This is a genomic window from Gordonia sp. VNK1 (assembly GCF_040049135.1).
Taxonomy (GTDB): domain Bacteria; phylum Actinomycetota; class Actinomycetes; order Mycobacteriales; family Mycobacteriaceae; genus Gordonia; species Gordonia oleivorans.
On sequence record NZ_JBDZDJ010000020.1, the window covers coordinates 44169 to 55832 of the forward strand.

Below are 11664 nucleotides of genomic sequence, written 5' to 3' on the forward strand. Positions count from 1 at the left end.
CGCCCGGCCGTGCCGCGCAGTCCAACGATGGAGTTCCCGCCCATGACAGCGTCACACACAACCCCCGCGGGTCAGTGTACGAAAGGTCCCTCGATGCGGCTACCCCGAAAGGGGGACAGCCTCCCCGGGGCTCATCTCAGCGGGGCTCATCTCAGCGGGGCTCGATGTCAGCACGCCCACCTCGGTCACCTGATCGCCGACGAGCCCGAAGACTCGCGATCGCGCGGTGGCCGCGGCCCCTGGATGATCCGACCGCACGTGGCAGCCGCGCGATTCGGTGCGGGCGGCGGCAGCGGCGACCACGGCCCGCGCGGTCATCGTCAACGCGGCGTCCTCGGCCGCCCGCACGGAGTCGAGCGGCACCGGACGGGCGCCCGCGAGCAGCGTGGCGACCTCGGTGAGCCCAGACGCGTCGCGTTGGAGCGCCACATGCCGACCCATCGCATCCTGCAGCACGGCGCGATCGAGCACCGGTGCGCTCATGACGGCGCTGTCGGGCGCGGCAGCGGCGTCGACGGTCGGCGATCGGCGCTCCCCGCGTGCCGTCGTCGCCACCCCGGCGGCGCGGATGCCCATCACGACGCCCTCGAGCAGGCTGTTCGACGCGAGACGGTTGGCGCCGTGCAGGCCGGTGCGGGCCACCTCACCGGCGGCGAGCAGTCCGGGGACCGCGGTGCGGGTGTGGATGTCGGTGACCACGCCGCCGCACTGGTAATGCGCACCCGGGACCACCGGGATGCGACCCGAACGCACCGACAACCCGGCCGCCGCGACCCCCGCGGTCACCGTCGGGAATCGGCGCTCGACGTCGGCGATCCCGCTGATGTCGAGGTAGACGCAGGGGTGTCCGGTCCGATCGATCGCGGCGATCGCGGCGTTCGCGACGACGTCACGCGGCGCGAGGTCGCCCTGCGGATGCACGCCCGCGGTGACCGACCGGCCGTCGACGTCGACGAGCCGACCGCCCTCGCCACGGATGGCCTCGGTGATCAGCGTTCGACGGCCACGTTCGCCGGGGGTGTAGAGCATCGTCGGGTGGAACTGGATGAACTCGAGGTCGGCGACGTGCGCACCCGCCCGCAACGCCAGCGCGACCCCGTCGCCGGTCGCGCCGGCCGGATTGGTCGTCGCCGGATACAGGTGGCCGGCGCCGCCGGTGGCGAGCAGCACCGTCGGGGCCGCCACCGCGTGTGATGCCCCGTGCCGCAGATAGGTGACACCGGAGACCCGCCCCTCGCCGTCGGTGAGCACCCGCGTGACGACGGCATCGTCGATGATCTCGATCGTGCCGTCATGTGCCGCGCCGGTGAGCGCGGCACCGAGCGCGCGTTGGATCGCGGCCCCGGTGGCGTCACCGCCGGCGTGCAGGATGCGGCGCACGCTGTGCCCGCCCTCGCGGGTGCGGGCCAGGGCGCCACGCGGGTCGCGGTCGAATCGGGTGCCCCACGCCATCAGTTCGGTCACCGCGGCCCAGCCGGCATCGACGATGGGTCGGGTCGCCGCCGGATCACCGAGGCCCGCCCCCGCGGCGATGGTGTCGGCAACGTGGAGGTCCACCGAATCGTCGGGGTTGGTGGGCATCACCACGGCGATCCCGCCCTGGGCGTAGAAGGTCGAGGTCGCCTGTTCGGCGCGATCGGGGTTCCATGCCTGCCCCTTGTGCAGCATCGTCACCCGCAGTCCGGCGGCGTGCGCGGTCAGTGCGGCGGTGATCCCCGCGATGCCGGCGCCGACGATCACCAGGTCGGCGTGCGCGGGCACGGGCGCAAGTGCAGCGGCCATCGGACTCGCCTTTCTCGGGTGCCCGATCGTCGGGCGTCTGCCGGACTCAACCATCCGGGGGCGTTTTCGATTCCCAGTCGAAAACCTCTGCCACGCACTCTACGCGTCCCCGAGGTGACCGGGGTCTCTCGGTACACTGGCCCGCGGTGACCGCTCAAGCCCGCGGCCCACGCGGGATACCCCCCGATGACGACGGCGGCACCTCACCGATATGAACACTTCTCAGATCACCAGCCCGGACGTCACCGGCCTTCGACCGGTGTCACCACTGACCGAGGCCTACCGATTCGGAACCACGGCGGCGCACGGGGCCGCGGGCGTCATCCGCTTCGCCGTCGGCACCGCCGTCGATGCACTGCACCTGCGCCCACCCAACGCCGCCCGCGCCGCACACGAGGTGCGGACGACGTTCGAACATCTCGGGCCCACCTATGTGAAGCTGGGCCAGCTCATCGCATCGAGCCCCGGCGTCTTCACCGAGACCCTGGCAACCGAGTTCGAGTCACTTCTGGACCGCGTCCCCCCTGCCGACCCCGACGACATCCGTCGCCTCTTCGTCGAGGAGTTCGGCCGCGCGCCGGAGGAGGTCTTCGCCACCTTCGATCCCGTGCCTATCGCGTCGGCGTCGATCGCCCAGGTCCACACCGCCACCCTGGCCGACGGCACCGAGGTCGTGGTGAAGATCCAGCGGCCCGGGATCGGCGATCGCCTCGCCCCCGACGTGGCGATCCTCGACCGGCTCGCCGGCCTGGCCGAACTCTCCGAGTACGGACGCATGCTCAGCGCCCGCCACGTCGTCGAGGACTTCGCCGACGGCCTCGCCGCCGAGCTGGACTTCCGCAACGAGGCCACCACCATGCGGGAGTGGTACGAGTGCCTGAAACCGGGACCGTTCGGCGATCGGGTCCGCGTCCCCCACGTCCACGACGAGTTCACCACGGCCCGGGTGCTCACCATGGAGCGCATCTACGCGATCCGGATCGACGACGCGAAAGCGGTCCGCGAGGCCGGTCACGACGGCGTCGCACTGTGCCGCACCCTGCTGCTGTCCCTGCTGGAATCGGCCTTTCACGGCGGGTTGTTCCACGGCGACCTGCACGCCGGCAATGTGCTCGTCGACGACGCGGGCCGCCTCGTGCTGCTCGATTTCGGCATCGTCGGCCGGTTCACCCCGCGGACCCGCCGCATCCTGCGTCAGCTCGTCGTCGATCTCATCGTCAGGGGTGACTACGAATCCGCGGGGCGTGCGATCTTCCTGCTCGGCGCGGTCCGCAATCCCGGGTCCACCGCCCAGGGCGGCGTCGACATCGAGAAGGTCGCCGCACCCCTGTCGGGGACCGATCTGGGGGCGATGAGTTACACCGATCTGGGCCGGCAACTCGCCGCGATCGCCCGGGCCCACGACGCGCGGCTGCCTCGCGAACTGGTCCTCGTCGGCAAGCAACTGCTGTATGTGGAGAAGTACATGAAGCTGCTCGCACCGCGGTGGAAGGCGATGAGCGACCGCGAGATCTACGGGTACATGGCCGGGATCATGAAGGAGGCCGAACGGGACCGGCGCGCCGACCGCGCGCACACTCGCTGACCCGTCCTGGGTGGGTCCACCGGCCTGCGCCATTAGGGTGGTGACACGAAACCCGAGCGAATCCCGATCCCGCTCGACGGCGCCGACCCAGGGAGTCGATTGATGAAGCGAGTGTTGCCGGCCGTGCTGGCATTCCTCGGCGTGGCCTGCATCACGGCGGCGATCGCCGTTCCGCTGTGGTTGGTGCCGCAACTGAAGGTCGTCCCGCTCGACCTCGACATCACCACCAACGCCACCTCGGTGAGCGCCGACGGCTCCCCCGGTGACCGCTTCCCCGCGGTGATCTTCGACCGTTGTTCGGTCAACGAGTCGCGGGCGCGGACCCTGCAGGCGCACCTCACCCAGCAACGCCGGTCGGTCATCGTCGACCCGTCGGACCGCCGTCAGGCCACCGTTCAGGCCGCCCAGACCGTGCGCATCGACCGCACCCGTGACGCGAACGGCGACGAGAGCGTGCCACCGGCCCCGGTGTCCGGTGGTGAACTCGAATGCGACGACGGCCTGCTGACGGCCAGCATCGACAAGGTCTCGGTGAACCGTAAGACCTCGGTACCCAACGGAACCGTGAGCTCCGTGCAGGTCGAGGCGGCACCGGAAGGCGTCGACCCCAAGGATGTGTCGGTGCAGCTGACCAACCGGCAGGGCTTCCAGTACAAGTTCCCGTTCAACACCAAGAAGCGCTCCTACCTGTACTACGACCTGAACAGCAGGCAGGACACCGAGGCCACGTTCGTCGGGGTGGAGACCATCGACGGCGTCGAGACCTACCACTTCCAGACGAAGGTCCCCGAGAAGGATCTGTCCTCACTGCCCAACCCGCAGAACGAGGCGGCCCTGGGCACGATGCTGACGATGCCCGCCCGGTGGTGGGGCATCAGCGGACGCGGGGTCCGCCCGACGCAGCAGGTCTCCATGCACCGCTATGCCACGGTGACCCGGGATCTGTGGGTGGAGCCGCAGACCGGCACGATCGTCGACGGCCGCGAAGACCAGCACCAGTACTTCCGTTCGCCGTACCAGGATGACGAGTCGACGCCGGCCGCGGTCCGCGAGTTCCGGCTCGACGCGCTGAAGACCACGTTCGAGTTCACCGATGCGACGGTCTCCGAACAGGCCGGCAAGGCCTCCGGCTACAAGGACGAGATCCGGCTGGGCGGTTTCTGGCTGCCGCTGATCCTCGGCATCGTCGGTGCCGTACTGCTGCTCGCCGCGGTGTTGCTGTTCCTGCGTGGTCGGCGGGCGCGCCGCCGCGATGGTGGCGACGACCTCGATGATGACCTGGAGAACACCGACTCCGACACCGAGATCGTCGAGCGACCCGACACCACCGCGGATGCCCCCGAGTACACCGGCTCCGAGGAACCCACGGTCGTCGACCGGCCGCACGGATCGCATGCCGCGGCAGCAGCGGCGGCGCCGACCGCCGTCATCGCCTCACAGCGGGCGCGGCACCGCAGCCCGGCCTCGCCGGTGGACGAATGGTCCGACGAGGACGAGGCCAATGCCTACCTGTGGGACAGTCCGACGCAACGGATCCCGCGCGTGGAGGGCCCGGCCCCCAAGATCGACGGTGACGAGGACTTCCGGCCGGTGGACGGGGACTCCCCCGGCGGTCGAGCCGGTGAGGAGCGCTAGCGACGAGCCGAGTCGAGACCCCCCGCACGATCCGCTGGGAGCCATTGCGAGCGCTCCAGCCTCACCGACAGAGGTCTCGACACGCCGCTCGCCCTGGGGGGCTCGCGTCGGCTCGACCACCGGGCTTGGGTGCAGACCCGGCCGCCGCCGCTCAAGCCGACCCCACTTCCGCCGGTCAAGCCGGTGAGGAGCGCTAGCGACGAGCCGAGTCGAGACCCCCGCACGATCCGCTGGGAGCCGTTGCGAGCGCTCCAGCCTCACCGACAGAGGTGACGCCGGTACCCACCGAAAGCGGAACCAACCCACACACGACAACCACACACAACAACAAGGGCCGGTGATCGTGATGATCACCGGCCCTTGTGGTTGAACTGGTTTGGGTCCCAGGTTCCTATCCGCGGATCAGAAGAACGCGGGAGCGAACGTGGTGGCCCAGGACTGCTTGAAGGTGTCGTCCCAGTAGGTCCACCAGTGGTCGCCATCCGGGGTGATCCGGGTGGTCAGGTGGATCGGCAGGGTGCGCAGCCGGGCGATGTAGAGCTGGCTGCTGGTCGACGCGGCGACCTCGAGCGGCACCATCTGGGCGAAGTGCACCGGGTTGAAGTTGGCGCTGCCCGGGGTGATGGACGAGTCGTACTTGCTGCCCATGCCGGTTCCGGCGGAGACGTAGACGTGCTTGCCGGACAGGTTGCCCGCCGACAGGAACGGATCGTTCTGGAACCATTCACCGGCCGGGTAGATGCCCCACATGTTGTTCGGGTTGCCGCCCATGTCGGCGACCGAGGCCTGGATGCCCTGGGTGAAGCCGGGCATCGTGACGGTCGGGTAGCCCGAGTAGGACGCGACCGCGTCGTAGAAGCCGGGGTGCCGCGACGCGAGGTTCAGCGCCGAGGTGCCCGACATCGACAGGCCGGCGATGCCGTTGCGACGGTTGTCACTGCCGTGGTTCTTGGCCATGTAGGCGGGCAGCTCACGGGTGAGGAAGGTCTCCCACTTGTTGACGCCCAGCTTGGGGTCCGGGGACTGCCAGTCGGTGTAGAAGCTGCCGCCGCCGCCGAACGGGATGGCGACGTTGGTGCCCTTGCCGGCCATCCAGCTGGCGACGTTGGTGTTGATCAGCCAGCCGCTGTTGTTGTTCGGGGCGCGCAGACCGTCGAGCAGGTACAGGGTGGGCTTGTTGCTACCGCCGGCAGAGACGATGCACACCGGCACACTGCGGTGCATGGCCGGGGAGTACACCCGCTCGACACTGCAGCCGTTGGCTGCGTGTGCGGCCGGCGCGGCGACCGTGGTGACACCGCCGATGGCGGCGACCGCCACCATTGCGGCCACCAGGCGCTTACGGGCGCGAGTCAGCATGAGATTCGATTTTCCTTACGATCGTGACCCGAGCGGGCGCGTTCATATGGGCATGGTGCGGGGGTACGGCGGCGTGCCGCCCGGGACGAACCCCGTCGCGGCCGATAGTAACGGCTCGATAACACAGCGGCAAAGGCAGGAAAGTGAACTCCGCGTGCTTTCTCCGATCCTGCCGCACCCGGGTGACCGGCGTCACCTGCAGCTATCACGGTTTCGCGTCGACTTGGTCACACCGGTTCCGGGCACCCCGATAAGGTCATGATCGACCCTTCCAAAGGAGATCCAGTGACCGAGCAGCAGGCCGATGCAGTCGTCGTGGGGGCCGGATTGGCCGGACTCGTCGCCACCTATGAACTCACCCAGGCCGGGCGCCGGGTGATCCTCATCGATCAGGAGAACCGCAACAACCTCGGTGGCCAGGCGTTTTGGTCACTGGGCGGGTTGTTCCTGGTCGACACCCCGGAACAACGACGCCTCGGTGTCCACGACTCGGCGGAGTTGGCGCTGCAGGACTGGATGGGATCGGCCGGTTTCGACCGCGACGACGAGGACTACTGGCCGCGGCAGTGGGCGCGCGCCTACGTGGAGTTCGCGGCCACCGAGAAGCGCCAGTACCTACACGACCTCGGACTGCGGGCACCGGTGGTGGGCTGGGCCGAGCGAGGCGGTGGCTTTGCCGACGGTCACGGCAATTCCGTACCGCGTTTCCACCTCACCTGGGGTACCGGCCCGGAGGTCGTCCGCATCTTTGCCGAACCGGTGCTCCAGGCCGAACGTCGTGGGCTCGTCGAATTCCGTTTCCGGCACCGCGTCGACGAGATCGTCGTCGACGACGGCGTGGCGGTCGGCGTGCGCGGGGCCGTCCTGGAGCCGACCGACCTCGAACGCGGGAAGGCGTCGAGCCGCGAGGTGATCGGCGATTTCGAGGTGCGCGGCGACGCCGTCATCGTCACCTCCGGCGGCATCGGCCACAACCACGACCTGATCCGCGAGAACTGGCCCGTCGAGCGGCTCGGTCCGGCCCCGCGGTTCATGATCTCGGGGGTGCCCGCGCACGTCGACGGCCGGATGCTGGCGATCAGCGAGTCGGCCGGTGCCAGCCTGGTCAACCGCGATCGCATGTGGCATTACACCGAGGGCATCATCAACTGGGACCCGATCTGGCCCGATCACGCGATCCGCATCATCCCCGGCCCCTCGTCGTTGTGGCTCGACGCCAACGGTGATCGCCTGGCGCCGCCCAACTTCCCCGGTTTCGACACCAATTCGACGATGAAGGCCATCCTGTCGACCGGATACGACTACTCCTGGTTCATCCTCACGCAGTCGATCATCGAGAAGGAGTTCATGCTCTCGGGATCGGAGCAGAATCCGGATCTGACCAACAAGGACCTGAAGTTCGCCGCCAAGAGCCGCCTCGCCAGGGGCGCACCCGCTCCGGTGGCGGCGTTCGTCGAGCACGGCGAGGACTTCGTGGTGGCCGACAACCTCGCCGCGCTGGTCGCGAAGATGAACACGATCACACGCGGTCCGGATCTCGATCTGCAGAAGATCGAGCGCATCATCTCCGCCCGCGACGCCGACGTCGACAACAAGTTCTCCAAGGACGCACAGCTGATGGCCATCACCAACGCCCGTCAATATCTCGGTGACAAGGTCGCCCGCGTGGCCAAGCCGCACAAGTTGCTCGACCCGGATCACGGCCCGCTGATCGCGGTGCGCCTGAACATCCTCACCCGCAAGACCCTCGGCGGACTGGAGACCAATCTCGATTCGGCGGTGATGCGCCCGGACGGCACCGTCTTCGAGGGCCTCTATGCGGCCGGTGAGGTCGCCGGTTTCGGTGGCGGCGGGGTGCACGGCTACAACGCACTGGAGGGAACCTTCCTCGGTGGCTGCATCTTCTCCGGCCGGGCCGCCGGACGCGCGGTGGCCCGGGGATGAACCACCGATGTACGCCCCGAAAAGGATTGCCTGGCCTCAACTTTCACAGGGTGCCCTGAGTGACCACGCGACCCGTACCACTCCGATAGGCTGAATTACGTGCCTGTGCCGCAGACGATCCTGACCCGCAAGACCAAACAAGCCTTGTTCCTCGTCATGACGATCAACGAGGGCGGCGAGAGCACGGTCCGGGATTTCCTCGGCGAACTCGGCTCGCGGATCAACTCGGTGTCGTCGCGGGCGCCCGAACAGGCACTCGCCGGGATCGTCTCGATCGGGTCCGACGCGTGGGACCGACTCTTCGCCGGCCCGCGGCCACGCTCACTGCGCCCCTTCGTCGTCTACGAGGGCGAGGTGCACACCGCACCGGCGACACCCGCGGACCTGCTGCTGCACATCAAGGCCGATCAGATGGACCTGTGTTACGAGTTGGGCCGGCTGGCGATGACGGCGCTCGGTGACGCGGTGACAGTCGTCGACGAGGTGCACGGCTTCCGGTACTTCGATCTGCGCGATCTCATCGGATTCGTCGACGGTACAGAGAATCCCGTCGGGCAGGCCGCGATCGACGCGATCACCGTCGGCGACGAGGACCCCGGTTTCGCCGGCGGCAGTTATGTGGCCATCCAGCGGTATGTCACCGACTTCGCCGCGTGGAATGCGCTTTCGGTGGCCGATCAGGAAGACGCGATCGGCCGCACCAAGTCGGACAACATCGAGATGTCGGACGACGTCAAGCCGAGCAACTCGCACATCGCGCTCAACGTCGTGGAGAACGCCGACGGCGAGGAGATCGACATCGTCCGCGACAACATGCCGTACGGGGACGTGTCGGGTGCGGGCGAGGCGGGCACCTACTACATCGCCTACTCCGCGGGCCCCGACGTGACCGAGGAGATGCTGCGCAAGATGTTCATCGGTGATCCGCCGGGCAACTACGACCGCCTGCTGGACTTCACCACCGCGGTCACCGGATCGCAATTCTTCACTCCGACAACCGATTTCCTCGACGACCTGCCCGCCGCGCCACTGGCCGAGACCGCCGACGAGGACGACCACCCCGCCGACACCGCCGGAACCCCTGAACCCACCCCGCCGAGCGCCTCCCGCCCAGCCGACGGTTCGCTCGGCATCGGCTCCCTGCGCTGAATCACGTTGCGCTGAACCGGCACATCCACCACATCCCGATCCGACAACCAGGAGAGTCACCATGAACAACCTGCATCGCGAACTCGCCCCCATCTCCGATTCGGCGTGGGCGGCCATCGAAGAGGAGGCGACGCGGTCGTTCAAGCGCAACATCGCCGGACGGCGAATCGTCGACGTGAAGGGCCCCCTGGGACTCGAGGCGTCGTCGGTGACGCGCGGCCACCGCTCCAAGATCGATTCGCCCGCCGACGGCATCCTGGCGTTCCAGCGCCACGTGCAGCCGCTGGTGGAACTCAAGGTGCCGTTCACGGTGACCCGCGAGGCCATCGACGACGTCGACCGCGGTGCCGAGGATTCCGATTGGGATCCGGTGGTCGAGGCGGCCCGGCAGCTCGCCCTCGCCGAGGACCGCGCCATCTTCGAGGGGTACGACGCCGCCGGGATCAGCGGCATCCGGTCGGCCACCGCCACCCCGATCGCACTGCCCGAGGATGTGCGGGACTACCCGGAGGCGTTCAGCCAGGCACTCTCCACACTGAAGCTCGCGTCGATCGACGGCCCCTACTCGATCGCGGTGTCGGCCGACGTCTACAACCTGATCAACGAGACCTCCAATCACGGCTACCCGATCAGCCAGCACATCAAACGGCTAATCGACGGCGAAATCGTCTGGGCCCCGGCCATTTCCGGCGCCTTCGTGGTGTCCACCCGGGGCGGCGACTTCGAGCTGACGATCGGCCAGGACGTGTCCATCGGATACGACTCGCACGACGCCGACACCGTCAACCTGTACTTCCAGGAGTCGTTCACCTACCTCACCTACACCGGCGAGGCCGCCGTCGCACTCACGAACGCCTGAGTCACACTCGACGCATGTCCCCCACCTCAGCCGTGGCCATGCCGGTGGAGCCCGAGCGGGTTCTCGAACACATCCCGCCGGGCGCCAACCTCATCGCCCCGCTCTACGCGGCCGAACCGACCGCCCTGCTCGATGCGATCGAGGCGGGGAACGAGCAACTCACCGGGGTCCGGGTGCACCGGATGAGTGCGATCGAGGAACGCGCCTACATCCGCGGCGAGTTCGGCGATCGACTGCGCCACGTCGACTACTTTCTGGCGCCGGCCACCCGGCAGGCGTTCTGGAACGGCACCTGCGACCTGGTGGCCAGCCACTTCTCCGAAACCCCGACACTGATGCGCGCGCTCACCGGCCCCAAGCTGGTGATCACCAGCGCGAGCATGCCCGACGAGCACGGCTACTTCTCGTTGGGCACCAACGCCGAGTACTGCGCGGCGCTGATCGGTGAGATGCCGTTCTTCCTCGAGGCCAACGAGCAGATGCCGCACACCTACGGCGAGAACCACATCCACATCAGCCAGATCGTGGGGTGGACGGCGGTGGATCGCCCTCTCTTCGAGGCACATTCGGCCGGCGACGACCCGCGCGATCATGCCATCGCCGAGAACATCGTGGACCGGATCCCGGACGGCGCGTGCATGCAGTTCGGTATCGGCAACGTGCCCGAGAAGATCGCCGAGCTGTTGTCGGGCCACCGCGATCTGGGCATTCACACCGAGGTGCTGACCGACGGCGTGATGCGTCTGGTGCAGTCCGGCGCGGTCACCGGAGCCCGCAAGCGACACCACCGGGCCAAGCATGTGGCCACCTTCTGTCTCGGCACCCGGGAGCTCTACGACTGGATCGACCACAACCCCGGCATCGCGCTGCTGCCGGTGGATCAGACCAACGATCCGCGGCTCATCGGCGACGAACCCAATGTGGTCTCCATCAACGCGACCACCGAGGTGGATCTGATGGGGCAGGCGGCCAGCGAGACGATCGGCGGCCGCTACTGGTCGGGGTCGGGCGGTCAGGTGGACTTCGCCCGCGGCGCGCAGTACTCCGAGGGCGGACAGGGATTCCTCGTCACCCGGGCCACCACGTCGAAGGGTAAGAGCCGGATCTCGGCGCAGTTGAGTCCCGGCAGCGTGGTGACCACCCACAAGAACACCATCGACAACGTGGTCACCGAGTACGGGATCGCGGAGTTGCGCGGCCGGTCACTGCGGCAGCGCGCCGCGGCCCTGATCGCCATCGCCGCCCCCGAACACCGCGATCAGCTCACCAAGTCGGCGCGTGAACTCGGGTTGCTCTGAGCGGCCTCTGACGAGTGCTCTGACGAGTGCCCGGCAAACCATTCGCCGAGATG

General features: G+C 68.3%; 8 protein-coding genes. 6 read left to right on the top strand and 2 right to left on the bottom strand.

Annotated elements, in window-relative coordinates; genetic code table 11:
- Window positions 1-99: 99 nt before the first annotated feature.
- Window positions 100-1782: an L-aspartate oxidase gene (gene nadB, locus ABLE94_RS20310; RefSeq protein ID WP_348809684.1), complete on the bottom strand. Its 1683-nt coding sequence runs from the start codon at window positions 1780-1782 to the stop codon at window positions 100-102.
- A 211-nt stretch (window positions 1783-1993) separates the two neighbouring features.
- Between nadB and ABLE94_RS20315 the strand changes: the two genes are divergently transcribed.
- Window positions 1994-3367, top strand: coding sequence for an ABC1 kinase family protein (locus tag ABLE94_RS20315; RefSeq protein ID WP_348809685.1), 1374 nt, complete (start codon window positions 1994-1996; stop codon window positions 3365-3367).
- Window positions 3368-3469: 102 nt separating this feature from the next.
- On the top strand, window positions 3470-5002 hold the full coding sequence (pgfA, locus tag ABLE94_RS20320; protein ID WP_348809686.1) for a cell envelope lipid trafficking protein PgfA: 1533 nt from the start codon (window positions 3470-3472) through the stop codon (window positions 5000-5002).
- 402 nt (window positions 5003-5404) lie between these two features.
- Here pgfA and ABLE94_RS20325 read toward each other — a convergent pair whose 3' ends face one another.
- Window positions 5405-6361: an alpha/beta hydrolase gene (locus tag ABLE94_RS20325; RefSeq protein WP_348809687.1), complete on the bottom strand. Its 957-nt coding sequence runs from the start codon at window positions 6359-6361 to the stop codon at window positions 5405-5407.
- Between the two features lie 285 nt (window positions 6362-6646).
- Here ABLE94_RS20325 and ABLE94_RS20330 point away from each other — a divergent pair, with 285 nt between their 5' ends.
- The 4 genes from ABLE94_RS20330 to ABLE94_RS20345 all read left to right on the top strand — a co-directional run bounded on the left by ABLE94_RS20330 (window position 6647) and on the right by ABLE94_RS20345 (window position 11611).
- Window positions 6647-8305 carry an FAD-binding dehydrogenase gene (locus tag ABLE94_RS20330; protein ID WP_348806535.1) on the top strand — a complete coding sequence of 553 codons (1659 nt, stop codon included), beginning with the start codon at window positions 6647-6649 and terminating at the stop codon, window positions 8303-8305.
- 99 nt (window positions 8306-8404) lie between these two features.
- Window positions 8405-9454, top strand: coding sequence for a Dyp-type peroxidase (locus ABLE94_RS20335; RefSeq protein ID WP_348806536.1), 1050 nt, complete (start codon window positions 8405-8407; stop codon window positions 9452-9454).
- Between the two features lie 61 nt (window positions 9455-9515).
- Entirely contained in the window at window positions 9516-10313 is a 798-nt protein-coding gene (locus ABLE94_RS20340) for a family 1 encapsulin nanocompartment shell protein (RefSeq protein ID WP_348809688.1), read from the top strand.
- Window positions 10314-10327: 14 nt separating this feature from the next.
- Entirely contained in the window at window positions 10328-11611 is a 1284-nt protein-coding gene (locus tag ABLE94_RS20345) for an acetyl-CoA hydrolase/transferase family protein (RefSeq protein ID WP_348806538.1), read from the top strand.
- The last annotated feature ends 53 nt before the right edge of the window (window positions 11612-11664 follow it).

Coding starts and splice junctions, on each gene's coding strand:
- nadB (WP_348809684.1), bottom strand. CDS start 1,782: ATGGCCGCTGCACTTGCGCCCGTGCCCGCGCACGCCGACCTGGTGATC.
- ABLE94_RS20315 (WP_348809685.1), top strand. CDS start 1,994: ATGAACACTTCTCAGATCACCAGCCCGGACGTCACCGGCCTTCGACCG.
- pgfA (WP_348809686.1), top strand. CDS start 3,470: ATGAAGCGAGTGTTGCCGGCCGTGCTGGCATTCCTCGGCGTGGCCTGC.
- ABLE94_RS20325 (WP_348809687.1), bottom strand. CDS start 6,361: ATGCTGACTCGCGCCCGTAAGCGCCTGGTGGCCGCAATGGTGGCGGTC.
- ABLE94_RS20340 (WP_348809688.1), top strand. CDS start 9,516: ATGAACAACCTGCATCGCGAACTCGCCCCCATCTCCGATTCGGCGTGG.
- ABLE94_RS20345 (WP_348806538.1), top strand. CDS start 10,328: ATGTCCCCCACCTCAGCCGTGGCCATGCCGGTGGAGCCCGAGCGGGTT.